Genomic DNA, 26,259 nt, shown 5'->3' on the forward strand with positions numbered 1-26,259 from the left:
GAAAAGGAAGAATGGAAAGAAATAAAGGAAAGCACGACAGATCCTGAAAGTGGCTATTACGTGAAGGATGAACGTACGAAGCAGTTTGCGTATTCTTTTCATGCAGCGACAGATGAAAAGGGCTTTGTCTTGGGTGCCATTGTAACTCCGGGAAATGTGCACGATAGTCATGTATTACAGCCACTTGTGGAAAAAGTCATTGAAAACGTTCAAAAACCATTAGCTGTTGCGGCAGATGCAGCCTATAAAACACCAGCGATTACGAATTTTTTATTAGAGAATCAAATGTTGCCTGTTCTTCCTTATACACGTCCTAAAACGAAAGATGGATTCTTCCGAAAGCATGAGTATATATATGATGAGCACTATAATTGTTATCTTTGTCCACAAGGACAGATATTGAAGTATACGACAACGACTAAAGAAGGGTATCGTCAATATAAATCGAATCCTTTGATTTGTGCGAAGTGTCCAAGCCTTTCCCAATGTACAGAAAGTAAGCATCATCAAAAACTCATTCAACGCCATATTTGGGAGTCGTATGTGGAGGAAGCTGAACATTTACGCCATTCCTATGACATCAAACAGATTTATGCAAAGCGCAAAGAAACGATTGAGCGTGTATTTGCGGATGCAAAAGAAAAGCATGGTATGCGTTGGACAACCTTAAGAGGTCTAAAAAAATTGTCCATGCAGGCGATGCTTACTTTTGCTGCCATGAATTTAAAGAAACTGGCTACTTGGACGTGGCAGGCAGCTTAAGAAGGTAGCTATGCTCGAAGAGTATGTTGAATTTGGTAGTATATTACCAAATGTTAAAGATAAAATAGGAAGAAAAATGACAAAAGCCCATCGAGAGTGAACCTCTCGATGGCTTTTGTCTACAGTCTGAGGGGAGTTCAAAAATTATTTGAACTCCCCTTTTTCCTATGAAATTCCTAATGCTACTGCAACAACTAACGCAATACATGCGATAATAGCCCAGCCAAGAATCATTTTCCAAATAAATTTGATCCACTTTTCATAAGGGATACCTGCAACAGCTAAATAAGCCATTAATGCAGATGAGGTAGGAATAATAGAGTTTGTTAATGAATCTCCATATTGGAAGGCTAAGACAGCTACTTGTCGCTCTAATCCTAATAAATCTGTAATCGGAATCATAATAGGCATTGTTGCAGCTGCCTGTCCACTGCCTGATGAAATAAATAGGTTTAAGATTGCTTGAATAAATAACATACCAATTGCACTGATCGCATGTGGCAAATGACCGATTGTTTCTGATGCCGCATAGACGATTGTATCAATAATTTTCCCTTGCTCTAATACGACAGTAATAGCACGAGCAAACCCAACAATTAACGCACCAAATGTAACAGCCTTTGCGCCCTCAATAAAGGAATCAAAAATAGTGGCAGGCTTTAACCCACCAATAAGCCCTGCAATAAGACCCATAATTAAAAATGATGCGGTTAACTGCGTTAAAAACCAGCCCCAATTAAAGACTCCGTAAATATTAAAACCAATCCCACAAGCCATTACAAGAAATACTAGTTTATGTTTTCCTGTTAATGAAGGAATATCAAGCGTAGCCACAGTCGATTTAGCCTTTTGCTCAATATCATAAATAACACTAGCCTGTGGATTCTTTTTCACCTTAAAGGCATAACGAGATACATAAAAAATAGCAAAGGCTAGCACAAACACATAGACAACAGCACGGAAGCCAATTCCTGAGAACAGCGGTACATCTGCTAATGATTGCGCCACACCTACTGTAAAGGGATTAAGCATTCCTCCAAAAAATCCACTAGCCGCACCAAGTGTGATCATCGCTGTTCCTGTTACAGCATCAAAGCCCATTGCACGGGCGATTGCGACACCAATCGGAACAAAAATAATTGTTTCCTCAGCCATTCCCATTGTAAAGCCACCAACAGAGAATAAAATCATTGATAACGGTATTAGTAGCTTTTCTCTGCCCTCTAAAGCTTTTACACCTTTATAGACACCTGCTTCAATAGCTCCTGTGGAACGAATAATCCCAAATACACCACTTACCAAGAAAATATAGAAGATAATTTGAGCCCCTTTTTCCAACCCCATCGGAACCGCTGTAAACACTTCGAAAAATGATACAGGATCACTTTCAATCTGATGGTAACTACCATCGACAACGAGCATTCGCCCTTCTTCATCCTCTACACGCTCAAACTCACCTGCTGGAATAATATAGCTCGCAATACCTGCTAGAAAAATAATAGCAAAAATAATGGTATATGTATGAGGTACTTTCAACCAACTTTTCTTTTTTACTACTTGCTCTTCTTCCATTTAAACACCAACTTTACTTAAGTTAGACATTAGCACCTATCAATCCCTTTTGTCGCTATATGTCGTTAATTGAAAATAAATATACATTAGTTTAAATTTATTGTAAAGTATTAATTTTCTATTATTTTAAAAGCATCATTACGAGCCATAAAAAAGAACCTTCCATCATCCATGATTGAAAGGTTCCTATACATTTATTTTTTACTTGTATCCAATGTTACCCATACAATTTCCTCCATCGCAATAAAGAAAGCTGTACGACTTATTTCTAACACAATATGGTCAGGTAGTATCGACATTAGAATACCTTGCTGAATACTTTTTTCTGTTTGCACAACAATTGCCTGACCAACCATCATTTTAAGCGTTTCGTATAAATATGGATTTGATATACTTTCCATCTGCGTCATATTTAAGACACTCCTTCCTACAAAACTAACCATACTCTTTAGTATATGAAGGAATGATAGGAAATGTACCATTATTTTGATTCTAGAAGTATTGTTACTGGACCATCATTAATGAGTGCCACATCCATCATTGCACCAAAAATACCTGTTTCCACCTGTAAGCCATGCTCACGTAATGCTTGATTAAAAGCTTCCCATAGTGGTTCTGCTACTTCTGGTCTTGCTGCACCTGTAAAGCTTGGTCGATTCCCCTTTTTGACATCCCCATATAACGTAAATTGTGAAACAGATAAAATAGCGCCTCCATGCTCTAAAATGGAATGATTCATTTTCCCCTCAGCATCTTCCCAAAGGCGTAAATTCGCTATTTTTTTAGCTAAATAGGCGATGTCCTCCTGTGTATCTCCCTGTGTAATCCCCACTAAAAGTACATAGCCTTGATCAATCGCTCCCGTCACAGTTCCATCCACTGTAACAGAGGCAGCCTTACTGCGCTGTAATACTACTTTCATGCGTTCAAACTCCAATCCTATCTATGTTGCTTACGATTAATTGATCACACGCTGTACCGAATAAATATCAGGTGTTTGTTTAATTCGTTCAACAACTTTATGCAAATGCGAAATATCTGAAATGGCAATCGTTAAATGAATGGTTGCGATTTTATCGTGATCAGCACGTCCACTGACCGCTAAAATATTTGTTTTTGCTTCACTAACAATTTGCATCACTTCGTTTAAAATTCCCGGTCGATCAAACGCTGACACTTCAATATCAACAGGGTATTCTTTTTTCACAGGTGTTATACCATGCTCCCATTCAACCTCTATTAAACGCTCCTGCTCATCTTCCACTTGAATATTTGGACAGTCAGCACGGTGCACAGATACACCTCTACCCTTTGTAATAAAGCCTACAATATCATCGCCAGGCACAGGCGTACAGCAGCGTGACAGGCGAATCAGCATGTTATCAATCCCCTTGACAATGACACCTGATTCTGTGCGTTTTTGGGGAACCGGATTTTTCATTTTTTGTTCGATTTTCTCTAAGGCTTCTTCCTGCTCACGCTCTTTGCGACGTTTTTCGGCTAAACGATTCACAACTTGCTGTGCAGTAATACCATTCATGCCAACTGCCGCATATAAGTCATCTTCGTTTGTATAATTAAACTTATCACAAACACGTTTTAAGTTTTCTGCTGACATCGTTTCCTTTAAATCGAAATCTTGTGCACGAATTTCTTTTTCAATCATATCTTTTCCTTTGACAATATTTTCTTCGCGCAAATGACGTTTAAAGAATTGTTTAATTTTATTTTTTGCCTGTGAGGATTGAGCTATCTTTAGCCAATCACGGCTTGGTCCAAAGGATTGCTTAGATGTTAAAATTTCAATAATATCGCCTGTTTTTAATGGTGTATCAAGCGGCACCATTTTACCGTTAACCTTTGCACCAATTGTACGATTTCCAACCTCTGAATGGACACGATAGGCAAAATCAATCGGAACAGAGCCTGCTGGCAACTCAATAACATCGCCCTCAGGTGTAAAGACGTAAACCATATCAGAAAATAAATCAAATTTTAAGGATTCCATAAATTCCTCAGCATTGGATGATTCATTTTGGAATTCTAAAATTTCACGGAACCATGTTAGTTTTTGATCGACATTTTGCTTTTGTTGATCGACCTTTCTACCCTCTTTATATGCCCAGTGTGCTGCAATCCCGTACTCAGCAATTTGATGCATTTCCTTTGTGCGAATCTGTACCTCTAATGGGTCGCCATAAGGTCCTATGACTGTTGTATGCAAGGATTGATACAAGTTTTGCTTTGGCATCGCTATATAGTCTTTAAAGCGACCTGGCATTGGCTTCCACAATGTATGAACAATTCCTAACACGGCATAGCAATCTTTAATGCTATCGACAAGTACACGAATGGCTAATAAATCATAAATCTCATTAAACTGCTTTTTTTGCAGTACCATTTTGCGATAAATACTATAAATATGTTTTGGTCGACCATATATATCTGCCTCAATTTCGACCTCTGCTAGCTGTGACTTCATTTCAGCCATTACATTCTCTAGATAAGCTTCACGTTCTTCTCGCTTTTTCTTCATCAAACTAACAATACGGTAATATTGCTGTGGATTTAAATAGCGAAGTGCTGTATCTTCAAGCTCCCATTTAACAGCCGAAATTCCAAGACGATGTGCAAGTGGTGCAAAAATTTCTAATGTTTCTTTTGAAATGCGTCGTTGTTTTTCAGCAGGTAAGTGCTTTAATGTACGCATATTATGAAGACGGTCTGCTAGCTTAATTAAAATCACACGAATATCCTGTGCCATTGCTACAAACATTTTTCGATGATTTTCTGCTTGCTGTGCTTCTTTTGATAAATATTTAATTTTCCCTAACTTTGTTACACCGTCAACAAGCACGGCTACCTCTTCACCAAATTCCCGTACCAAATCATCCCGTGTAACATCCGTATCTTCGACAACATCATGTAAAAAACCTGCCGCTACAGTTGCTGGGTCCATTTGTAATTCAGCGAGAATACCTGCTACTTGTACTGGGTGAATAATATACGGTTCACCAGAGCTACGGAATTGCTCAATATGAGCATCCCTTGCTACTTCATATGCTTTTTTCACGAATGCGACATTTTCAGCATTCATGTAGGATTTGACCAACTCAAAAACGTCCTCAGGAGTCAAAATTTGCTCTTTCGCCATAACATGTCCACCTTGCTCGTCAAATTTTTCAGATTAGATATAAGCTTAATTGTATAAAACATTGGTGTCGCTTGTAAAGGGAGTGTATCATTTAGTTGCGTTAATCTCGTGAACAGTTTGAAAAATAGCAAAAAATAATGTAAATGCTACTGAAAAAGGCCCTTTGCGATTCAACCGCAAAGAGCCTTTTATTTTGCTAATATTCTATGAAAAAGCGTACATAAATAAATTAATGTAGTTGATTATAGGCTACAGCAATTTTTGCACCTACTACTGCATTATTTTTCACCAATGCAATATTTGCATCAAGGCTTTTGCCTTCTGTTAGCTCCTTTACTTTTCCAAGTAAGAATGGTGTAACATTTTTACCTTGAATACCATTCTCTTCAGCTTCTACTAAAGCTTTTTCAATAATAGCTGTAATAAATGCATGCTCTAATGCATCCGCTTCTGGAATTGGATTTGCGATCACAGCGCCACCTTTTAAGCCTAATTGCCATTTCGCACGTAGCATTTCAGCAACTTCCTCTGGTGTATCAAGCTGGAAGTTTACATCAAAGCCACTTTGACGTGTATAGAATGCTGGTAATTCAGCCGTACCATAGCCAGCAACTGGTACGCCTTTCGTTTCAAGATACTCTAATGTTAAACCAATATCTAAAATAGATTTTGCTCCTGCACAAATAACGGCTACATTTGTTTGTGCTAATTCTTCTAAGTCAGCCGAAATATCCATTGTTGTTTCCGCACCGCGGTGTACGCCACCAATACCACCTGTTACAAAAATTTCGATACCTGCAAGCTCTGCACAAATCATTGTCGCTGCAACTGTTGTAGCACCTAATTTTTTCGTTGCAAGTAAATAGCCTAAGTCACGACGAGAAGCTTTTGCTACATCTTGCGCATTGCCAAACATTTCAAGCTCTTCATCCGATAAACCAATTTTTATTTTGCCATCAATTAAGGCAATTGTCGCTGGCACTGCACCATTATCACGAATAATTTGCTCGACTTCTCGTGCAGTTTGTACGTTTTGCGGGTATGGCATACCATGTGAAATAATTGTTGATTCTAATGCAACGATTGGTAAGCCCTTTGCTTGTCCTGCTTTTACTTCCTCTGATAATACGATAAATTCTTTCATGTTGTTATTCCTCCATTTCACTTTTTAACACATCAACTGATAATTCTGGTCTTACAGTATAAGGAGATGCCAGCGTATTTTTAGCATTTGTTAGCCCAGCATCAATACATGTTGTAAAAGCTTGCCCTGTCAGCCAGCTATGGATAACCGCACTGACAAAGGCATCTCCTGCGCCTGTGACATCCTCAATTTTGTCTATTGCCTTCGCAGCAAAATGACTTGGTGCAATTGTGGCAGATGCTGCATAGACACCCCTGCTGCCCGCTGTGATAACAGCATGCTCAGCTCCTAGCTGCAGAAGCTTGTGTAATGCCTTTTCATAATGGGTAGCGTTGTCAATTGGATGTCCAACAATTGTTTCTGCCTCATCTGTGTTGCAAATAAACCATGTGACACCCTGCAATGTTTCAGGTAAGCGATTCATTTTAGGTGAGGATACAGGCACAATAACAAGTGGGATAGCACGCGCAATCGCTACTTGCTGCATATAAGCCACTGTTTCTTTTGGACAATTTAAATCCAAAATAAAGCAGCCAGCATTGACAAGCATTGTTTCATATTTCTGTAACAAACTCGGTAGCAGAAGGTCATAAACCTCCATATTCGCGACAGCTAACGCTAGCTCTCCCTGCTCATCCATAATGGCTGTATAGGAACCAGTAGAAGCCTCTGGTAGCTGCTCCACATAACGTAAATTCATAAAGGGCTCAGAAGCCTCTTGAATAACTTGCCAATCGGCATCCTTACCAGCCGTTGTCAATAACGTTACTTGATGGTTTAATCTGCCTAAGTTTTCAGCAATATTGCGACCAACGCCTCCTACACTAAAGGAAGAGCTCGCAGGATTGGATGTCCCAAATTGAACATTGCCCTTCACATGAAATTTACGGTCTAAATTAGCTCCCCCGATACAAATAATTTCATTTTCTTCAGGTAAAATATATGCACGACCTACAATTTTTCCTTGCTTCATTAAATTCGACACTAAATTCGCAAGCACAGGACGCGACAGATTCATAGCATCTGCCATCTCCTGCTGAGACATAAACGGATTTTGGCGAATTAAAGCAAGCACCGCCTGTTCTCTTTCATTCATAGCATCACCTTTTATTATATTTGTTTGTATTATAAACTTTTGTTTGAAATAAGTCAAAAAAAGTTGAACCCTTTTATCGGTGTTCAACTTTTTCATTATAAATGCGCTTTAGGTTGCTTTTTAATAATAATCACACATAAACTCGCCATGGCACAAAATAGACCTGCAAGGAAAAATGCCCATGTATAAGCATTGAAAAACTTATAAATAAGTCCCCCTCCATATGCAGCAACGGCGGCCCCTACTTGGTGTGCTGCAAATATCCAGCCATAGATGACACTACTTTGCTGCATACCAAATGTTTGGCGTGTAATGCTAATGGTTGGCGGCACTGTAGCAATCCAATCAAGTCCATAAAATATTGCAAAAATTGTTAATAAAATAAGTGACCCTTGTGCAAGTGCATACGGCAGTAATAATAAAGAAGCCCCTCTTAATAAATAATACCAAAACAATAGCCAACGATTGTCAAAACGATCAGATAGCCAGCCTGAGATTGTTGTCCCAAGTAAATTAAAGACACCCATAAATGATAGCAATGATGCAGCGGTCACTAAAGGGATGCCAAAGCTAATACAATAAGAAACAAAATGCGTACCAATTAGTCCACTTGTTGATAGCCCACAAATAAAAAAGCTACCTGCCAATAGCCAAAATGCTTTTACTTTAACTGCCGCTAACAAACCATTAAAGGCAATCGTAATTGGATTTTTATTAATATGAACAGGCTGTTCCTCTACCACACCTTCCTGCCCATACGGCGTGATACCTATATCCTGCGGTTTGTTTTTAATGACAATGGCAATCAGCATAAACATAATGGCACTAAGAATAAGAATTAAGCTGATGGCACCTCTCCAAGAATAGTGTTCAATCATCATAGCTAAAACTGGCAATAAAATTAATTGACCTGTTGCTGTGCTAGCCGTTAAAATACCAACCGCTAGCCCTCTTCGCTTCACAAACCAATGATTAGCCACATACGGGCTTAGCACTGTTAAAAAGAGGCTTGCACCAAGACCAATTATACCTCCCCAGATTATGATTAACTGCCATGCTTGACTCATAATAAAAGTGAACGCCATCCCGACCATCAACGTAGCCATTGCGCTTAACATCATTTTCTTTAAGCCTATAATTTCAAGTAACGCTGCCATAAACGGTCCCGATATACCATACAAAAATAAGCTGATGGCAAATGCTAAGGCAATTGTTGAACGTTCCCAATGGAATTCCCTTTCAAGAGGGTCTATAAAAACACCTGCTGAGGAAATTGTAATCCCCGCTACAATAATTGAAAAAAAAGTAACAACTAAAATTAGCCAGCTATAATGAATACGTTTCATAAAGACACCTACTTTTCTATGTCTATTGTTAAAAGTATGTATATACATATATAATGAAGGTAATAAGAATAGCTGTCAAGAAGGGATTTCCAGCTCTTCGGTGTATACTTGACATAAGTTGAATTTTTTAAAGGAGTGTAAGGCTATGAAAAACATAGATTATACACAAATATGTGTTTGTGCAAACCTTCGAAAAAAAACAAGGGTTGTCACGCAATTATATGATAAGCTACTTCAGCCTACAGGTTTAAAAATCACACAATATTCCATGCTGGCAAACATCGCTCATTACCAAGCTGTGTCGATTAGTCGCTTAGGTGATATTTTGCAGCTTGACCAAACAACTGTTACACGCAATATCCGTCTATTAAAGGAACAAGATTATGTACAGCTAACAAAGGATACGCAAGATGCTCGCAGTAAAAATATTACGCTTACTGATAAGGGCTTCGCAAAGCTCAATGAAGCAAGACCTATTTGGCAAGCTATTCAAAGGAGAGTAATTGACGATATTGGTATCGAAAAGTACACAGATTTCTACGATACTTTGCAAACACTGCAAAAAATTATCAAGTCCTATGATGAAGAAGATAACATATAATAAAAAATGCCTAACATGAAGTGAAAGACCTTCATGCTAGGCGGATTCTTTAACCCTCTTAATATTGGATAAGCGCTTTAATATCTAAGTCGCCAAGCTTTGCACGACCATTTAATTCTACAAGCTCAATTAAAAATGCACAGCCTACTACTTGTCCGCCTAATTGCTCTATTAAGCGAACAGTCGCCTCTACTGTACCACCAGTTGCCAGTAAATCATCACAAATCAATACTTTTTGCCCTGGCTTAATGGCATCCTTATGCATTGTTAATGTATCTTGTCCATATTCAAGACCGTAATCTACACTAATCACTTCTCGTGGTAATTTGCCAGGCTTACGGACAGGAGCAAAGCCAATTTGCAGTGCATAGGCTACAGGGCAACCAATAATAAAACCGCGAGCTTCAGGGCCTACGATAATTTCAGCACCTAATTCTTTGGCATACTCGACAATTTGATCTGTTGCATATTTATAGGCAGGACCATTATCCATAATTGTTGTGATATCTCTGAAGGTAATGCCCTCTTTTGGCCAGTTTTCAACCGTTGTAACATATTGCTTTAAATCCATGTAATTGTTCCTCCTACGAAACGTTTTCGTCTAGTTCTGTAATCGTTCATCAAACCATTGTTTTAATTCAATATAGGGGGCATAAACTAATTTTTGCTCCATTTCAATCTGCTGTGAACGGTGTTTGTAAGACGGTGCCTCTGTTAGTGCTTGTTTTGGGACATTCACGTTGACAGTTGTCAGTCCATTCTCCATTTTAACAAAACCGAGCTCAAAAAACACCTGTGTCATAAATTTTAATGCTTCTAATGGCCATCCTGTATGCTTGGCTAAATCGGCAATATGCATATTAAGCGGAAAGGCTGGTCGATTTTTCAAAAATTTATAATACCAAGCAAATTGCTCACGAGTAGGTAAACCGCTAAAGTATTGTGAATCTGGTATATAAAAATGCGCATAAATACGCGAAGGCTTTGTTTTCTGTAAAACCGCCTCTAACCTCTCAATACTTTGTGGCAAATCTAATAGCACAATATAATCACTTTGCTCAATATTTGATAGGGCAGGATCAACCACCACAATTGGTGCACCAATTAATGATTGATAATATGTCATCGTTTCTGGACGAAAGGCAATAAATATGGCAACATCTTTTGGCACTGTATTCAACCAACGAGCTGTTTGACGAATACCTCGAATATCAAATAATTGCCATTCTGTTGTTTGTACATCCTCAATCATAAATTGAGCCTTTTTGCGTCCTTGCCATTCATTAATTTGTAAATCTCCTATAAAGGACACCTTAATGCCGTATGTTAGCTCATCGTGTAAATGTCCTTTATTAAAGCCAACACTATCTAGCTTTTCATAACCATCTGTTAGCTCCATTTTAATATGGTTATCAGCTGCCCCGATTTTACGCATCGATGCAATTTCTACATCTTCCAGCACATACGTAGGCTTTGGAAAATCTGTACCAAATGGACCAAGCATAGCAATTTCCTCAATGGCATCTGCTGAAATTTCATCAAGGCGCAGCGGGATATCAATATGAACAACAGGTGTTAATTGCTCCTCTGTTAAACAGGCTCTTGCCTGAGCATCTAAGCGAGTACGTAGTTCATCCACATGCTCTAATGATAAGGTCATACCTGCAGCCATAGGATGTCCACCGAAATGCGGCAAAATATCTCGATTTTTAGCAAGCTCATTATATAGATGGAAGCCTTCAATACTACGAGCAGAGCCTTTCGCTATACCTTTCTCTGCATCAAGTGATAGCACAATGGTTGGGCGATAATACAGTTCAACTAAACGCGAGGCGACAATACCAACAACCCCTGCATTCCAGCCTTCACCTGCCACAACAAGCACTAAGGAATCGCCAATCTTTTTATCTGCTTCAATTAAGGCAACAGCTTCATCTGTAATGCTTTTCACCAGGTCTTTGCGCTCTGCATTGCAGGCATTAAGTTGCTTTGCCAAGGCAGCTGCTTTGGCACTATCCTCAGCCATTAATAGATGAACGCCAGGAGCCGCTTCCCCAAGTCGTCCAACAGCATTTAAGCGTGGGCCAAAATAAAAGCCTATCGTTTCTTCATTAATTTTTGCCTGCTCTGTGCTTGCTACATCACACATCGCCTGCACCCACGGACTAAGAGAACGGCGCATTTCCTGTATGCCACGCTTCACAAGATAACGATTTTCATCCACAAGTGGCACTAAATCCGCTACCGTACCAATCGCAACAAACTCAAGCAAATGGGTTGGCAATTCTCCGTAAAGCGCATGTGCTAGCTTAAAGGCTACTCCAACTCCCGCAAGCTCCCCAAATGGATAATGCCCCTCTGGTATACGAGGATGTAAAATAATATCTGCTGGCGGCAGCTCCTCACCCGGCTCATGGTGATCCGTTACAATCACATCCATGCCTAGCTCCTTTGCCATGCGAATCGGCTCAATACCTGATATGCCATTGTCCACTGTAATAATTAACTGTACACCCTCATCATAGGCTTCACGGAATAATGCCTCATGCGGGCCATAGCCATGAATAAAACGATTCGGTATCTTAAACGATACATCTGCCCCAAGATCAAGCAGAACATTTAACATCACGGTTGTGCTTGTGATTCCATATAGTGATAGGTAAGCCTTTGAAGTCATCTCCAGCTTTTCCCCCACTTCACACCGTGCATGAGATTTTCACCTCACACGGCGTTCCATCGAAAACATTCAAAACTTTTGTAATCTACATAACTAAACAGAATTCACTTTATTGTTTACTATGTCTAATCGTCCAAATTTAGATTGTTAATGCTTCTAGTTCAAGTTTCTTTCTTAGTGTATTTAGCTTACTTAACATACTGATGTTCATTATTAAAGCTTTATATTTTGGGATTACTGCTTCATCTTTTGCATGTATCAAGATATGTATTTCTTTATCAACTATGCAGAGGTTTTTATATTCATCAGTACTACCTTGCAATCGTGGTACTTTATGATGTCAATGTAAAGTCATCGGATTTAATTCTTGCGCTGTTACATAACATTTACCTCTTTATGCACAATATAATGCAATACGATTATCATTATATTCAATACTTCGTTGTGGAATTGGATGTTCCATTAAAAAGCGTAGTATATTGACATCAATAGTAGATAGATTTCTATGAATTTCTTCTCTACCTTCTTTTGTATATGCATTTACTACATTGCGTTTCATTATTGGACTTTTGTGTTTAATGTAGCCAATAGGTAGAAACGGTGCTCCTGATATAAATCTAAGTTGTTTGCTTTTTCCGTATTCTTTCTTAATAAAGTCGGATGTAATAACACCCGCCTTCTTGATTCGCCGTTTCATTCGATGGTCTTTTAAACATGCATTGATTTCATACGCAATGTTTCCCATATCCTCAGCTATCATTGTGGCTATACGGAAATATTGATGAAGCCCTATTACAGTTGAGCTGTATAATGCAATTTTTCTTGCTTGGTCGTTTGAGCCACAATCATCTCGAATACCCTTAATAATTTCTTTTATTTAAAGTTACTACCTCTTGAACTATGGTCATACAGCATATCGAATGTATCTTGCATGCTGTAGTATTCCATATTTCTTAGTTTGGACTTTTTAACATGTTTTGCGATTCGTGAATTCGCCACAGACATCAGCCCCTTCTCAAGTGGTGATTCTATTAGTCATACTCGAATCTGTGATTTGTTATGCATTTATAAGTCTTTGAAAGTTCCGACTAGAGCCTATCCCTCCACCGCTTATTATCACGGTTTCAATGGTACTGTGACTCCACTCTCACGGAAAGTTAATCAATTTTAATAGGTTGCCCCTTTATATATTGAACTGCTTCACAGGTAGGTTAATACCTCCACATCCTCCGCTTTCCACGTTCCGATTCCTTTATCCCTACATATATCCTTAGGTTTCTCCTATAGTCCTGTATGCTGGAACTTGCCTGTAACAAGCTATGGGCTTTCATAACGCCAGATTCTTACTTACCCACACATACGATGGCATTGCCACCCATTGCATTTCTACAATGTCTACGTCTAGATCCGTACATTCAGAGATTCGTCAGTGCTTATGCAGCACATTCTAACCATAGATATTTTATGGACTCCCGGCATATAGGATACACCATCTACCTCTAGACAGCTTTCGTGATTTACCATTATCGTAAACTTACGGTATCTCTCTGCCGACTTCACCGAGCTTCATACTTTCCTACTTAACCTTGGTAAAAGCATGTCGGAGTATCAGAGTAGGCGTTTCAAGGCGTTACCCTATCATTCCACCTATCAAGGAATCAGTTCTCCTAGAAAATCTAGTGTCTAAGCTTTTCACTTAGAAACGTGTCGCACCCGCGTCATAATCGCCATAAATCAAGATTTTCTCTCCATTATCTAATGCTTGCTCAATTCGTGCTACTGCTTCAGCCATACCTTTCATTAGCAATGGATCATGTATACTTGTCTCAGTCATATTTATTAAGCTCTCTGCATCTGCTGTTGTTTCACAGCCTCTTGCCGCTAAAATTTTCGCTGCAATCGCAGAAAGTTGTAAGTCATTTTGCAATGCTTGTACAAGTGTGGCATCTGGGCGCTCCACCTGCCATCTTTTTTTTGATAGAATCATCTTCTCACTTCCTTACGAAGGCTATTATACCGAATTTCTATACAATCCGCACTATTCTCTTTATCAGGTGGATTTTCTCGTGCTATCCGTCAATTCTGATATTCTATCCGTCACTTTCCTCATTCTATCCACCACTTTTAGCGTTCTATCCGCCATAAAAAAAGCCTACTCATTGAGTAGACTTTGTTCGTATATCTTTTGAGGCAGCTACTAGAGCTTGCACTGTTGCCATATCGCCCTTATGCAGAGCTGTTACAATGGCGCTACCAACAATAACGCCATCTCCTAATGCGCCCATGCTTTTGACTTGCTCAGGCGTAGAAATGCCAAAGCCTGCTAGCACAGGGATCGGACTTGCTTGACGCAAGCGTGCAAAATGCTGCTCTAAATTATCCGCAAAATCGGCACGTGCACCTGTAATCCCATTGACCGTTACAGCATATACAAAGCCTTGGCTAGCTGCTGCAATACGAGCGATGCGCTCTGGAGGGCTCGTTAATGATACCAATTGTACAATATCAATGGCATATGGATTTAAAGCTTCACGCAAAATCTCGCTTTCCTCTAATGGCACATCAGGTACGATTAATCCCTTAACGCCTGCTGCTACACAGGCTTGAGCAAAATTATCTAAGCCATAAGCTAAGACAGGATTAAAATAGGTCATGACAACTAATGGTACTTTGATTTCTTCGCGAAATGAAGCTAATGTTTGCAGCACCTTTCTTAAGGTCACGCCTGCTGCAAGTGCACGTTCACCTGCCTGCTCAATCGTTGGGCCGTCTGCTACAGGGTCTGTAAAAGGAATCCCTACTTCAATAGCCGTAACGCCTAGCTGCTGCAAACTTAAAATCGTTGGTTGAATGGTTTCAAGTCCTCCATCACCAGCCATGATATAGGGTATAAAAGCTTTATGCCCTGCGATTTGCACCTGCTCAATTGCCTGTTGTAAAGTTGTCATTTTTCATCCCCTCCTAATGCTGCTCGCACGGTATGTACATCCTTATCGCCTCGGCCTGATAAACATACAACAATTACCTGATCTTGCGGCATTGTTTTGGCAAGCTTTGCTGTATAGGCAATAGCATGAGAGCTTTCAAGCGCTGGGAGAATGCCCTCTGTTCGGCATAATAATTGCAAGCCCTCTAATGCTTCATCATCTGTTATCGCATCAAATTGGGCACGACCAATATCATGTAAATAGCAATGCTCTGGTCCTTTTCCTGGATAATCTAATCCCGCTGAAATAGAGTGTGCCTCCTGCACAAAGCCATTGTCGTCCTGCAATAAATACATATAGGCACCATGTAACACGCCTAATTGTCCGCCTGCAATCGCTGCCGCATGCTTGCCTGTTTCAAGCCCCGCGCCTGCTGCCTCCACGCCATATAAGGCTACTTCCTCATCATCAACAAATGGATGGAACATACCAATCGCATTGCTGCCACCTCCTATACAGGCAACAACTGCATTTGGTAAACGTCCTTCCTTCTCTAAAATTTGCTTTCTTGTTTCAACACCAATCACACACTGAAAATCACGTACAATTTTTGGGAATGGATGTGGTCCTAATGCAGAGCCTAAAATATAATGGGTATCCTCCACATTCGTCACCCAGTAGCGCAGTGCCGCATTCACAGCATCCTTTAATGTTTTAGAGCCACTCTCTACAGATTGAACCTTTGTGCCAAGCAGTTCCATTCGAAAGACATTTAACTGCTGGCGCTTAATATCTTCCGCTCCCATAAATACAACACACTCAAGATTTAATAATGCACAGGCTGTAGCTGTTGCCACACCATGCTGTCCCGCACCTGTTTCGGCAACAATTTTCTTTTTGCCCATACGTTTTGCCAGCAGTGCCTGCCCAATGGCATTGTTAATTTTATGCGCGCCTGTATGGTTTAAATCTTCACGCTTTAAATAGATTTTGGCACCACCAAGCTCCTTTGTCAGATTGGCTGCGTAATAAAGTGGCGTTTCTCGCCCAACATAGTCCTGTAAATAATGAGCTAGCTCCTCTGTAAATGTTGGATCATTTAACGCTTTATCATAGGCTGCTTCTAGCTCTAATAAGGCTGTCATTAATGTTTCTGGTACAAATTGTCCGCCGAACTTTCCATAACGTCCATCCTTTGTAGGTACACTATTTGCAATTGACATGATGCGCTTCCCCCTTTACTGCTTGTAAAAATGCTTGTATTTTTGTAGGGTCTTTTACCCCATCTGTTTCCACACCGCTTGATACGTCTACCATAAAGGGTGTGACGCTTGCGATGGCTTCGTTAATATTCTCGGCATGAAGCCCACCCGCTAATATTAATTTCTCTCGTGGAATCCCTACTTCCTCTAACAGTGTCCAATCGAAAGTATGACCGCTACCTCCTTTAAAATCAGTGCCGGGTGCATCAAATAAATAATAGTCCACCTGATAATTGGCAGCAGCTTGCACATCCTCTTTTTTACGTACTGACAATGCCTTAATGGCTGGATAGCCCTGCTTCTGAATAAACGCTGGTGTTTCCTCCCCGTGGTATTGTACATAATCTAGCGGCACACGTTCTACTGCTTCCTTTAATTCAGCGGGCGTTGGATTTACAAACACACCAATTTTTAAAACGCCCTCTGGTATTTGCTGTGCTAGGTGCTGTGCCTGCTCAAGCGATACACGGCGTTTACTTGGTGCAAAGACAAAACCAATAGCATCTGCACCTGCCTGCACAGCCGTCATAACATGCTCTGGCTCACGCAAGCCACAAATTTTCACCTTCGTCATACAGATGCCTCCTCTTTCAATACCTGTAATTGTTGCAACGCTATGCCTGCATCCCCACTACGCATTAAAGCCTCACCAACAAGCACACCGCTTGCGCCCATCGCTGCTACCTTCTGCGCATCCTCCTGTGACCAAATACCACTTTCACTAATTAACACACGCTTCTCGTCAAATGGGAAAACCTCTGCAATTTCTTGTGTATGTGCTAGACTAACCTCAAAGGTGCGTAAATCACGATTATTGATACCAATTAACTTGGCATCTACTGCAAGCGCACGTTGAAGCTCTTCCTTATCATGCACCTCTACCAGTACCTCCAAGCCTAAGCTCGTTGCATAGCTATATAAATCGCGTAATGTTTCATCCGTTAAGGCAGCTACAATTAATAGAATAATAGATGCACCCGCTGCCTTGGCAAATCGAATCTGCACCCGATCCACCATAAAATCCTTGCACAGTAGCGGTGTATCTACGACATTGGCAACATCGGTTAAATCCTGAAACGAGCCTTTAAAAAATTCCTTATCCGTTAAAACAGAGATAGCAGCAGCTCCTGCCTGTGCATAGATTTGTGCTTGCGCAACTGGATTTGCGCCCTCTGCAATCAAGCCTTTAGAGGGAGAGGCACGCTTCATTTCTGCAATGACCTGCAGCTTATTTGCTTTGTACAATGCTTCAAATAATGATGGACGTGGTTTTTCTACAAAATTGGCTAACGGATCAGGCTGCTCCAATAAAGCGCCTACCTCAACCTTTTTTTGCTGAAGAATTTTATTTAAAATATTCATTGTCCTACCTCCACCTCTTTTATTTGCTGACTATAGGTAACAACCGCCTCTAGTTTTTGTAATGCTCGCCCACTAAAAATGCTATCTTTTGCCATAGCAACACCCTCTTTAACGGTATTTGCAAGACCATAGCCAAATAACCCAATGCCAGCATTTAATAACACTGTATCCAAATAGGCACTTTGCTCACCAGCTAGTAATTTTTTCATAATCACGGCATTTTCATCTGCATTGCCTCCGCGAATCGCCTCTAGTGGTGTAACAGGAAGACCAACATCCTCTGCTGTTAATGAAAAAGGAATTAAATCACCTTTATCGACTAACACAAATGTATTTTGCCCTGCTAAGGAAGCCTCATCTAGCCCTTGTGTACCCGAAACAACAATCGCACGTTCACGTCCAAGCATTTGTAGTACAGATGCATATTCCATGACAAAATTAGGTCGATTAATACCAGTAAATTGTGTGGACAATGGTACTGGATTTGTTAATGGTCCCACAAGATTAAAAATGGTTGGCTTGCCAAGTGAACGGCGCACCTCACCAATCCGCTTTAACTTAGGATGAACATTTGGCGCATATAAAAACGCAATGCCCTCCTTTTCCAATAGCTCAACCGTTTGAGCAATTGTAATATCTGTATGAATTCCTAATGCCTCCAAAACATCCGAGCTACCAGAGGAGGAGGAAATTTTACGATTCCCGTGCTTGGCTATTTTGACACCTGCACCTGCTAAAACAAAAGCAGATGCTGTGCTAATATTAAATGTATGAAGCCCATCTCCACCAGTACCGCAATTATCCATATAACCATTTTCTTGAATGGGCACTTTTCGTGCAAAGGAGCGCATAACTGTTGCCAATGCTGCTACCTCATGGGCAGTTTCTCCCTTAGCAGATAAAGCTGTTAAAAAGCTGGAAATTTCATCTTTCGGTGTATCATCCTGAAATATCCATTGCGCTGCCTGTAACATTTCTTCATATATTAAGTGTTCACCTTGTAAAACTTTTTGTTGGTAATCCTTCATTGACTTTGCCCTCCATTACTAGCAAGTAGCTGTAGAAATGTCCGTTCTTCCTCTTGCACCTGCTGTAAAATATCGACTATATCTGTATATTTCGTTAGTGTAACCATCGACTGCATATGCATTGTTTGCTGTTCAACAACAATGGATTGCCCTGTTAAGGCAAAATCTAAATGCCCATTAAAGCCAATAAAACCAAGTGCGCCACCAAAAATGCCTGCAGTATGATGCCATTGTTCTAAAGACTGTGTTGCTTGCTTCTTTGGTATCCCTGTAGCAGAGAATGGTGGTATTGTTATGGCTAATACATCAAGAGCATGAAGCATTGGTAACAGCTGACCTTCTATCCTTGTTGTCATATGAAGTGCATGCTTGGAGCGGACAATGCGCATTGCATCCATCACCTGCACAGAATCTCGGAAACAAACAGACTGTAGCTCTTGCTGCACTGCACTAACAAGCACTGCATGTGATTTCCTCACTTCTGTATGCTCAGATAATTTTCGTTCATTCTCTAAATCTTCGCCCTTTGTCATACCTCTTGGATACGTGCCCTCTGTAGGTGTGGCAATCACGCGCTCACCCTTTACTTGTATTAAACTTTCAGGGGAAGTACCTAACACAACATGATCATCAAATTCAACATAATACATATAGGCAGCAGGCTTTTTCTTGCGTAGCTGTCTATATAAAGAAAAGGCATCTCCCTGAAGGCTTGCCACATAACGTTTGGATAACACAATTCTCGTTACTTCCTCGTTAAGTGAATCTTGCATAGTCTGTAAAGTTGTTGTAAATGCCTCATTGCTTGGTGTATCAAGTAATTGATAATGGCAGCCTACATCCTCACAGGTATCTCCATGTACTAATTGTTGTGCCAACGCCTCTAAATCAGGCTCTTGTTTTTCTGCATCAATATTTGTATAAATTAATGTCACTTCATCTGTTACATGATCAAAAACAATAATTGTTTCATATACATGAAAATGTGCATTTGGAAGCTCTAATGTATCGTCTGCTAACATTGTTGTGCCATGTCCAATATAACCAACAGCACCGCCAGAGAACGGAAATTGTGTTGTATTGGATATCCGTGGCATTAGTCGTTTAAGAAGAACGAAAAGCTCTCCATGATGTGTATACGTTTTGCCTGTTTTATAGGAATACTCCTGAATTTCTTGCCCAATGCCCTTATAGGTTTTTCTTGGATTTGCCCCAATAAATGAAAATCTTCCTGCTTCTTCGTGTTGAGCCGAGCTCTCAAGCAAAAATTTATGTTTTCCCTGTAAACGTCTAAAAATTAAAATAGGTGTTAATGAATCACCATTTAAGCTTTTTATTTTTGTTCTTGAACTCGTTGTTTGCATAGCTCTCAATCTCCTTTTAAATTGCTATCACGAAATAAAAAAGCCCCCTGCAAAAAGGATTATTCCTAATTGCAGAGGACGATTATAACCGCGTTGCCACCTCATATTAGAGCCTATGATGCTCTCATCTCTAGCTTCCTTTATCATAACCTCAATAAAGCAAGCAACCCCTATAACGTGGGGAATCCCGTTCGCCTTTTAGAAGCGACTCTCCTAAGTCCATTCACACTAAGTTGCAAATCAGTTTACACCATCCACTGACTCTCTAAATTGCACACTTAAGTTACTACTCTTATTCAACAATTTCTCAGCTATTCTGCTCTACACTCAGCTCATCTGTTCTAAGGCTGACCTCGCTCCCGAAGCCTTCTACCTTCACCGAACAAAAAGTTAGCTCTAATTCTATGTCAAAGCTTTGTAATTGTCAATAAATTCTGAAGAAAAAGTTTAAATTTATATATTCATAGAAAATAAATCCCCAGCTTCCCTCAGTATTGACCGAGTAAACATATCAAGTTATAGTAACCTCAGAATATGTTTGATCAAACATCTGTTGAGTCAACATAAAGCCTCTAGCAAAGATCATTATTTTTCTATACAAAAGAAGAAAGTAGGCATGTGTATGTCCATTCGAAAAAAATTAAATTTAGGTTTTATTTTCCTAATAGGTCTATTGTTTATTTCTAGCATTGTATCCTTTGTCGAATTCAAAGCTACACAAAATGATTTAAATGAAGTGCTTAATCATCGCATCGTTCAAATTGAGTTAACTGAAAAAATACGCCAGCAGCTTGCCTCTCAAGGTTTATTTTTACGATCCTATATTTTAAATAGTAAAGATGAGATAGCTAAAGCAAATTTAGAACGCTATGAACAGCAATTACCAGAAACAATTGAAGAGCTTTCTTCGATTGTACGCTCCGATTATACAAAAAATATTATGCAACAAATCACTGAGCTACAAGATGGACTACTCACCAATTCAGCAAAAGCAATCCAAGTATTTGAAAGTGGTAATACGGACGAAGCACTCACTCACATTAATGTAGATGTAACCTATTACAATAAGGAAATTTTCGCACTAACAACTGAGTTATTAAATTATCATCAAGAAATGCTGCAAAAAACAGATCAAGAGGTCAACCACACCGTTTCACGCGCTCTAATTATTTCAATTAGTTTACTAGTTGCCAGCATCGTTACTGGTCTATACTTTATGCGATTTGTTAAAAGTTCCATTGTTCAACCATTACACAAGGTTATTCATGCAGCAGATACTTTAGCTCAGGGGGATTTATCCATTGCACAGCTTGACTATCATTCAAAGGATGAGATTGGTATACTGGCAAATGCGGTAAACACTTTACAACAAAATTTATCCGGCTTAATCACCAATATTCAAGATAGTGCCTCTCATCTATCAGCGGTTTCAGAGGAGCTTTCTGCTAGCACAGAGGAAGTCACAACAACTTCTGATGATATTGCACAACGTATTCAAGAAAATGTAACATATATCAATTCATCTGCTAGCGCCTCCCAACAAAGTGCTATTGCTATGGATGAAACAGCAGCTGGTGTCCAACGTATAGCTGAAGCAACGCATAGCTTACATGCCAATGCGACAAATATGACACAGCTTGCCCAAACAGGAGGCACAACAATTTCAACAGCACAGCAGCAAATGGATATCATTTCAGTAGCCACTGCTGACGTTGCAACATTAACCAATAAACTTAGTCAGCAATCAAAAGAAATTGAACAGATTACAGCCGTAATTACAGCGATTTCAGAACAAACAAACTTACTCGCACTCAATGCAGCTATTGAAGCAGCAAGAGCTGGGGAGCATGGCAAAGGCTTCGCTGTAGTAGCTGATGAAGTACGCAAGCTTGCAGAGGAATCTAATCAATCAGCTCATCAAATTGTCGCCATTACAAAGGAAATTCTTGTAGATACAGAAAATGTAGCAGCCGCTGTAGATAATGGCTTAGCTTCTGTACAGGATGGTGTTGCCAAAATTCATGAGGCAGGCGATGCTTTCTATGCAATTACATCGGCAGTCACAGCATTTACCGAGCAAATCGAAGAAATCTCTGCCACATCTGAGGAAATCTCTGCAAGCGCCGAACAGGTCGCAGCCTCTGTTACAGAAATTGCAAATGTTTCAAAGCAATCAGCTAATAACTCGCAAATTATTGGACAATCTGTGGATGAACAAGTTGCCACAATGCAGCAGGTCAACGCTGTCGCAGAGGAATTAAGCGATAATGCTCAACAGTTACAGGCTTTATTACAGCAATTTAAGCTATAGATAAAGTGCATTATAGATAAAAAATCTGCTAGCTTTTAAAAAGCTAGCAGATTTTTTATGAAGAAGAACTGGCTAAAAGAATTTTAATAATGCAATGCCACTAATGATCATCATAACAGCAATCACTCTTCTTTGATCAATCGGATATCTTGGCAATCCCATTATACCGAAATGGTCAATGCAAAGCCCCATTAAAATTTGCCCTAGAATAGCCGTCATCAATGTCAATGTCACACCTAAATGAGGCATTAAAATAATATTTGTTGCAATATAAATAGCGCCTAATAAACCACCTATAAAATGCCAAGGTCTTAATTGAAGGCTATCGGTATAAAATAGCAGCTTGATTCCTCTATTAATAATCATTGCTAGGATCAATAAAATAATCGTACCGACTGTAAATGAAATAAAAGCAGCATATAAAAAAGAATCAACCTTATATCGAAGCGCACTATTAATCGCCGTTTGTATTGGAGGCATCATACCTGTGCATAATCCGAATAATAGCCATAATCGAGAAGAGCTTGGAGAAACGCTTGGATTTTTCTTTGCATTCATGTAGATAATTCCACTTAGCAAAAGGAGAACCCCAATGATATGTAAAATATGCAATGGCTTTGCTTCCACACCAAACCAACCAAATGTATCGATCATTATACCAATTACCATTTGTCCAGTGACTGTAATAATTACAGTTAGCGCAGCACCAATTCTTGGCAATAAAAGAATATTTCCCGTAAGGAAAATAACTCCTAATGCACCTCCAGTAACCCAAATATATGAGAAGGATTGAGATGCAAAAAAAGATACTGTAAACTTGCTAGGGTTTACAATAAGATTAGCAATCAATAGTAAAATAGTTCCTGTTAAAAAAGAATAAAATGATGTAGTAAATACAGACCTAGTAAACAAATTTAAGCGATTGTTCACGGCTGTCTGCATCGGAATCATCATACCTGCGATTATCCCTAAAACAATTAATATGTACAAAAAATACCCTTCTTTCTAAAAAATATAATGGTTCTCATTGTAAACAAAGAATTTGTGAAATACAATCTTCCTGCTTTTATTGAAAGAAGAACTAGCTCGATAAATAATTATCATGCTCACCACCTAACATAAAAAAGACTGTGCAAAAAGATTTTCACTTTTTGCACAGCCTTGTTCGATTTATGAGAATACGCTAAATAAGCTTGCACCAAAAGTTTATCCTAAAAGAAGCGTTTCGGACAAACTATTATTCATATTGTTACACAACAGGCTCATCTGTACCCCATTGTTTTTTCTCTTTTTTCTTTAGCTGACCATTTGTTTTTTTCATTTCACGTATTTTTAATGAGTACCAAATTTGAGCTGCGATACAGATAGATGAATACATACCTGTTACTAAACCAATCAATAAAGCAATGGAGAAGTTTTGAATAGATGGTGCGCCAAAAATTAATAACGCCACAACTACAATAATAACGGTTAATACTGTGTTAACAGAACGTCCCATTGTTTGGCGTAACGATTTATTGACAATATTCGCCAATATTTCTCGATCATTAATTGTATCATATCGCTCTAAGTTTTCACGCATACGGTCAAATGTAACAATCGTATCATTAATCGAGTAGCCAACAATTGTTAACACAGCCGCAATAAATGTAATATCCACCTCTAAGCGCATAAAGCTAAAGACAGCAACAATTAAGAATACATCATGTAACAGGGAAACAATTGCCCCGACACCCATGCGCCATTCAAAACGAATCGCTACATAAATAATGATCCCTAGTGCTGCAAGTGACAATGCCTTAATAGCATTTTTCACAAGCTCCTTCCCAACTGTAGGTGATACGGTACTGACAGTAGGATTATGACCATATTTCTCCGTTGTTTCATTTTGGAATGTCAAAATATCAGCCTGTGATAAATCGGTTTTATAACGCACAACAGCAGAATTACTCTTTTCTCCTGAAAGAACAATATCATCTGATGGGAAGCCGATGCTTTTTATATATTTTGATACTTCTTCTTTTGTTAATGTTTGATCTGCTTCAATTTGAATACGTGTACCACTAGAGAAATCAATACCAAGATTTAGACGGAAAATACCAAGAACAACTAAACCAGCCACTAAAATAGCTAATGACAATGTATAAAATTTCTTACGGTTGTGTACAAAATCAAAACGATCAAATTTCGTCGATAAATCTAATGCACCAATATTTTCATCCAGACTATGCTGCTTCGATTTAGCAATACCAAACCATGCTGGATTATTGAAATAGCCACTATTTACAAGCAAGCCTAATAGGACACGTGAACCCCATACCGCTGTAAGGAAGCTTAGTAAAATACTAATAATTAATGTTGTCGCAAAGCCTTTTACAGAGCTTGTCCCAAAGTAAAATAGCACTGCTGCAGCTAGTAAAGTCGTTAACTGTGCATCGACAATTGCTGATAGGGATTGCTTCGATCCAAGCTGGAACGCTTTTTTCACAGGATGCCCTACACGTAATTCCTCTCGAATACGCTCCGCTGCTAAAATATTAGCATCAACAGCCATCCCAATACCAAGTACAATGGCTGCAATACCCGGAAGCGTTAATACTGCATTAATCCAATCAAAAACAACCAATACTAGGAATGTGAAAACAGCCAGTGTAATAACTGAAATAAAGCCAGGTAAGCGGTAGTAGAATAGCATAAATAAGAAAATAATTACTACGCCAACAATACCCGCAAAGATTGTATCATTTAATGCATCTGCACCAAACTGTGCACCTACAGATGTTGAATAAATTTCATCCAATTTAACAGGCAATGCTCCTGCATTTAAAATACCTGCTAAATTTTTTGTTTCTTCAACTGTAAAGCTACCACTAATCATTACATCCGTTGTATTTAATGTTTGGTCAACTCTTGCAGCTGATGCATAGCGAGGGTCCGCCTTTTGTGATTCCGCTTTATAAGAATCGACGCCTTCTTCAAAATCTAACCATACAACAAGTAAATTTTCGCCTGGTGGTTTTGCGGCAATTTTGCTTGTGATATCAGCAAATTTTTTCGCATCTTTTAATTTTAATGATACAATTGGACGGTTTTGTTGGTCAAAGGAGTCAGTTGCTCCATTTTCCTTTAGGTCATCTCCATCCAATAGTAAATTATCATCCACATCACGGAATGTTAAGTTCGCAGAAGTAGACAGTAGCTTACGTGCGGATTCTTGATCCTCAACACCCGCTAATTGCACACGAATACGATTTTCTCCCTCAACCTGAATGCTTGGCTCACTGACCCCAATTGCATTTACGCGGTTGCCTAGAGCTGTAGCCGTTGCTGCAACAACTTCTGGTGTAATTTTTTGTCCTTCTTTTAATTCATTTACCTCATAAAGCACTTCAAACCCGCCTTGTAAGTCAAGACCAAGCTTGATGTCCTTTAAGACGCCGTTTACAGTCGTACTAATTCCTGCGGCAAAAAGCACTAGAATTAATAAGAATGCAACTATACGACTTTTTAGTTTCATCAATAAATCCTCCTCGAATTGGTGTAAGGGCTGTCCTTACACGCCAAACAAGTAACTAGCAATACCTTTTGAAACGCTTTAATCCTCCCTTTCCTTTAGAATCATGTTACCTGTGTTTCAAAAAGGTTGCTCTACT

22 protein-coding genes and 1 other annotated feature are annotated in these 26,259 nt (G+C 39.4%); of the genes, 3 read left to right on the top strand and 19 right to left on the bottom strand.

Annotated features, from left to right (window positions below; all coding sequences use genetic code 11):
* Window positions 1-762: IS1182 family transposase (locus tag ACIQVU_RS09915; protein ID WP_402895261.1), on the top strand; the 762-nt coding region annotated here is incomplete at its 5' end.
* A gap of 165 nt (window positions 763-927) precedes the next feature.
* On the opposite strand, the gene ACIQVU_RS09920 is transcribed toward ACIQVU_RS09915, so the two are convergent.
* From ACIQVU_RS09920 to ACIQVU_RS09950, 7 genes are all read right to left on the bottom strand, one after another.
* A complete protein-coding gene (locus ACIQVU_RS09920; RefSeq protein WP_340806661.1) occupies window positions 928-2,334 on the bottom strand; it encodes a YfcC family protein in 1,407 nt (468 codons plus the stop codon).
* Window positions 2,335-2,528: 194 nt separating this feature from the next.
* On the bottom strand, window positions 2,529-2,744 hold the full coding sequence (locus tag ACIQVU_RS09925) for a DUF2642 domain-containing protein (protein WP_340806662.1): 216 nt from the start codon (window positions 2,742-2,744) through the stop codon (window positions 2,529-2,531).
* A 71-nt stretch (window positions 2,745-2,815) separates the two neighbouring features.
* Complete coding sequence (dtd, locus tag ACIQVU_RS09930) at window positions 2,816-3,256, bottom strand: D-aminoacyl-tRNA deacylase (RefSeq protein WP_340806664.1); 441 nt, start codon at window positions 3,254-3,256, stop codon at window positions 2,816-2,818.
* A 36-nt stretch (window positions 3,257-3,292) separates the two neighbouring features.
* Window positions 3,293-5,488 carry a RelA/SpoT family protein gene (locus ACIQVU_RS09935; RefSeq protein ID WP_340806665.1) on the bottom strand — a complete coding sequence of 732 codons (2,196 nt, stop codon included), beginning with the start codon at window positions 5,486-5,488 and terminating at the stop codon, window positions 3,293-3,295.
* Between the two features lie 229 nt (window positions 5,489-5,717).
* Window positions 5,718-6,632 (bottom strand): pseudouridine-5'-phosphate glycosidase, encoded by a 915-nt coding sequence (locus ACIQVU_RS09940; RefSeq protein ID WP_340806666.1) that lies wholly within the window; start codon window positions 6,630-6,632, stop codon window positions 5,718-5,720.
* Window positions 6,633-6,636: 4 nt separating this feature from the next.
* Window positions 6,637-7,728 (bottom strand): carbohydrate kinase, encoded by a 1,092-nt coding sequence (locus tag ACIQVU_RS09945; RefSeq protein ID WP_340806667.1) that lies wholly within the window; start codon window positions 7,726-7,728, stop codon window positions 6,637-6,639.
* A gap of 95 nt (window positions 7,729-7,823) precedes the next feature.
* Window positions 7,824-9,074 carry an MFS transporter gene (locus ACIQVU_RS09950; protein ID WP_402895266.1) on the bottom strand — a complete coding sequence of 417 codons (1,251 nt, stop codon included), beginning with the start codon at window positions 9,072-9,074 and terminating at the stop codon, window positions 7,824-7,826.
* 145 nt (window positions 9,075-9,219) lie between these two features.
* On the opposite strand from ACIQVU_RS09950, the gene ACIQVU_RS09955 reads away from it, so the two are divergent.
* Window positions 9,220-9,675, top strand: coding sequence for a MarR family winged helix-turn-helix transcriptional regulator (locus ACIQVU_RS09955; RefSeq protein ID WP_340806672.1), 456 nt, complete (start codon window positions 9,220-9,222; stop codon window positions 9,673-9,675).
* Window positions 9,676-9,733: 58 nt separating this feature from the next.
* On the opposite strand, the gene ACIQVU_RS09960 is transcribed toward ACIQVU_RS09955, so the two are convergent.
* From ACIQVU_RS09960 to ACIQVU_RS10005, 10 genes are all read right to left on the bottom strand, one after another.
* Complete coding sequence (locus ACIQVU_RS09960) at window positions 9,734-10,246, bottom strand: adenine phosphoribosyltransferase (protein WP_402895271.1); 513 nt, start codon at window positions 10,244-10,246, stop codon at window positions 9,734-9,736.
* A gap of 30 nt (window positions 10,247-10,276) precedes the next feature.
* Entirely contained in the window at window positions 10,277-12,352 is a 2,076-nt protein-coding gene (recJ, locus tag ACIQVU_RS09965) for a single-stranded-DNA-specific exonuclease RecJ (protein ID WP_340806674.1), read from the bottom strand.
* Between the two features lie 394 nt (window positions 12,353-12,746).
* Window positions 12,747-13,097: a hypothetical protein gene (locus tag ACIQVU_RS09970; RefSeq protein WP_402895274.1), complete on the bottom strand. Its 351-nt coding sequence runs from the start codon at window positions 13,095-13,097 to the stop codon at window positions 12,747-12,749.
* Between the two features lie 951 nt (window positions 13,098-14,048).
* Window positions 14,049-14,339 carry a single-stranded DNA-binding protein gene (locus ACIQVU_RS09975; protein ID WP_340806677.1) on the bottom strand — a complete coding sequence of 97 codons (291 nt, stop codon included), beginning with the start codon at window positions 14,337-14,339 and terminating at the stop codon, window positions 14,049-14,051.
* A gap of 169 nt (window positions 14,340-14,508) precedes the next feature.
* Window positions 14,509-15,300 carry a tryptophan synthase subunit alpha gene (gene trpA, locus ACIQVU_RS09980; RefSeq protein ID WP_340806678.1) on the bottom strand — a complete coding sequence of 264 codons (792 nt, stop codon included), beginning with the start codon at window positions 15,298-15,300 and terminating at the stop codon, window positions 14,509-14,511.
* Complete coding sequence (trpB, locus tag ACIQVU_RS09985; protein ID WP_340806679.1) at window positions 15,297-16,502, bottom strand: tryptophan synthase subunit beta; 1,206 nt, start codon at window positions 16,500-16,502, stop codon at window positions 15,297-15,299. Before trpB ends, trpA begins: the two co-directional genes overlap by 4 nt.
* The gene (locus ACIQVU_RS09990; protein WP_402895279.1) at window positions 16,486-17,115 is read right to left on the bottom strand and encodes a phosphoribosylanthranilate isomerase; all 630 of its coding nucleotides are present in this window, start codon (window positions 17,113-17,115) and stop codon (window positions 16,486-16,488) included. Before ACIQVU_RS09990 ends, trpB begins: the two co-directional genes overlap by 17 nt.
* Entirely contained in the window at window positions 17,112-17,903 is a 792-nt protein-coding gene (gene trpC / locus ACIQVU_RS09995) for an indole-3-glycerol phosphate synthase TrpC (RefSeq protein ID WP_340806683.1), read from the bottom strand. The genes ACIQVU_RS09990 and trpC overlap by 4 nt, the downstream gene beginning before the upstream one ends.
* A complete protein-coding gene (gene trpD, locus ACIQVU_RS10000) occupies window positions 17,900-18,931 on the bottom strand; it encodes an anthranilate phosphoribosyltransferase (RefSeq protein ID WP_402895282.1) in 1,032 nt (343 codons plus the stop codon). Before trpD ends, trpC begins: the two co-directional genes overlap by 4 nt.
* Window positions 18,928-20,295 carry a chorismate-binding protein gene (locus ACIQVU_RS10005; protein WP_340806686.1) on the bottom strand — a complete coding sequence of 456 codons (1,368 nt, stop codon included), beginning with the start codon at window positions 20,293-20,295 and terminating at the stop codon, window positions 18,928-18,930. Before ACIQVU_RS10005 ends, trpD begins: the two co-directional genes overlap by 4 nt.
* 71 nt (window positions 20,296-20,366) lie before the next feature.
* Window positions 20,367-20,604 (bottom strand) — a binding site (T-box leader).
* A gap of 313 nt (window positions 20,605-20,917) precedes the next feature.
* Here ACIQVU_RS10005 and ACIQVU_RS10010 point away from each other — a divergent pair.
* A complete protein-coding gene (locus ACIQVU_RS10010; RefSeq protein WP_340806687.1) occupies window positions 20,918-22,606 on the top strand; it encodes a methyl-accepting chemotaxis protein in 1,689 nt (562 codons plus the stop codon).
* A 72-nt stretch (window positions 22,607-22,678) separates the two neighbouring features.
* On the opposite strand, the gene ACIQVU_RS10015 is transcribed toward ACIQVU_RS10010, so the two are convergent.
* Together ACIQVU_RS10015 and secDF are read right to left on the bottom strand one after the other, a co-directional pair.
* On the bottom strand, window positions 22,679-23,596 hold the full coding sequence (locus tag ACIQVU_RS10015; RefSeq protein ID WP_340806689.1) for a DMT family transporter: 918 nt from the start codon (window positions 23,594-23,596) through the stop codon (window positions 22,679-22,681).
* Between the two features lie 259 nt (window positions 23,597-23,855).
* Window positions 23,856-26,123 carry a protein translocase subunit SecDF gene (gene secDF, locus ACIQVU_RS10020; RefSeq protein ID WP_402895287.1) on the bottom strand — a complete coding sequence of 756 codons (2,268 nt, stop codon included), beginning with the start codon at window positions 26,121-26,123 and terminating at the stop codon, window positions 23,856-23,858.
* Window positions 26,124-26,259: the final 136 nt, after the last annotated feature.

Source organism: Lysinibacillus sp. NPDC098008 (assembly GCF_044760715.1).
Lineage (GTDB): Bacteria > Bacillota > Bacilli > Bacillales_A > Planococcaceae > Lysinibacillus.

Excerpts from the sequence above, each read along its gene's own strand:
- ACIQVU_RS09920 (WP_340806661.1), bottom strand. The coding sequence starts at position 2,334 with ATGGAAGAAGAGCAAGTAGTAAAAAAGAAAAGTTGGTTGAAAGTACCT.
- ACIQVU_RS09925 (WP_340806662.1), bottom strand. The coding sequence starts at position 2,744 with ATGACGCAGATGGAAAGTATATCAAATCCATATTTATACGAAACGCTT.
- dtd (WP_340806664.1), bottom strand. The coding sequence starts at position 3,256 with ATGAAAGTAGTATTACAGCGCAGTAAGGCTGCCTCTGTTACAGTGGAT.
- ACIQVU_RS09935 (WP_340806665.1), bottom strand. The coding sequence starts at position 5,488 with ATGGCGAAAGAGCAAATTTTGACTCCTGAGGACGTTTTTGAGTTGGTC.
- ACIQVU_RS09940 (WP_340806666.1), bottom strand. The coding sequence starts at position 6,632 with ATGAAAGAATTTATCGTATTATCAGAGGAAGTAAAAGCAGGACAAGCA.
- ACIQVU_RS09945 (WP_340806667.1), bottom strand. The coding sequence starts at position 7,728 with ATGAATGAAAGAGAACAGGCGGTGCTTGCTTTAATTCGCCAAAATCCG.
- ACIQVU_RS09950 (WP_402895266.1), bottom strand. The coding sequence starts at position 9,074 with ATGAAACGTATTCATTATAGCTGGCTAATTTTAGTTGTTACTTTTTTT.
- ACIQVU_RS09955 (WP_340806672.1), top strand. The coding sequence starts at position 9,220 with ATGAAAAACATAGATTATACACAAATATGTGTTTGTGCAAACCTTCGA.
- ACIQVU_RS09960 (WP_402895271.1), bottom strand. The coding sequence starts at position 10,246 with ATGGATTTAAAGCAATATGTTACAACGGTTGAAAACTGGCCAAAAGAG.
- recJ (WP_340806674.1), bottom strand. The coding sequence starts at position 12,352 with ATGACTTCAAAGGCTTACCTATCACTATATGGAATCACAAGCACAACC.
- ACIQVU_RS09970 (WP_402895274.1), bottom strand. The coding sequence starts at position 13,097 with ATGGGAAACATTGCGTATGAAATCAATGCATGTTTAAAAGACCATCGA.
- ACIQVU_RS09975 (WP_340806677.1), bottom strand. The coding sequence starts at position 14,339 with ATGATTCTATCAAAAAAAAGATGGCAGGTGGAGCGCCCAGATGCCACA.
- trpA (WP_340806678.1), bottom strand. The coding sequence starts at position 15,300 with ATGACAACTTTACAACAGGCAATTGAGCAGGTGCAAATCGCAGGGCAT.
- trpB (WP_340806679.1), bottom strand. The coding sequence starts at position 16,502 with ATGTCAATTGCAAATAGTGTACCTACAAAGGATGGACGTTATGGAAAG.
- ACIQVU_RS09990 (WP_402895279.1), bottom strand. The coding sequence starts at position 17,115 with ATGACGAAGGTGAAAATTTGTGGCTTGCGTGAGCCAGAGCATGTTATG.
- trpC (WP_340806683.1), bottom strand. The coding sequence starts at position 17,903 with ATGAATATTTTAAATAAAATTCTTCAGCAAAAAAAGGTTGAGGTAGGC.
- trpD (WP_402895282.1), bottom strand. The coding sequence starts at position 18,931 with ATGAAGGATTACCAACAAAAAGTTTTACAAGGTGAACACTTAATATAT.
- ACIQVU_RS10005 (WP_340806686.1), bottom strand. The coding sequence starts at position 20,295 with ATGCAAACAACGAGTTCAAGAACAAAAATAAAAAGCTTAAATGGTGAT.
- ACIQVU_RS10010 (WP_340806687.1), top strand. The coding sequence starts at position 20,918 with ATGTCCATTCGAAAAAAATTAAATTTAGGTTTTATTTTCCTAATAGGT.
- secDF (WP_402895287.1), bottom strand. The coding sequence starts at position 26,123 with ATGAAACTAAAAAGTCGTATAGTTGCATTCTTATTAATTCTAGTGCTT.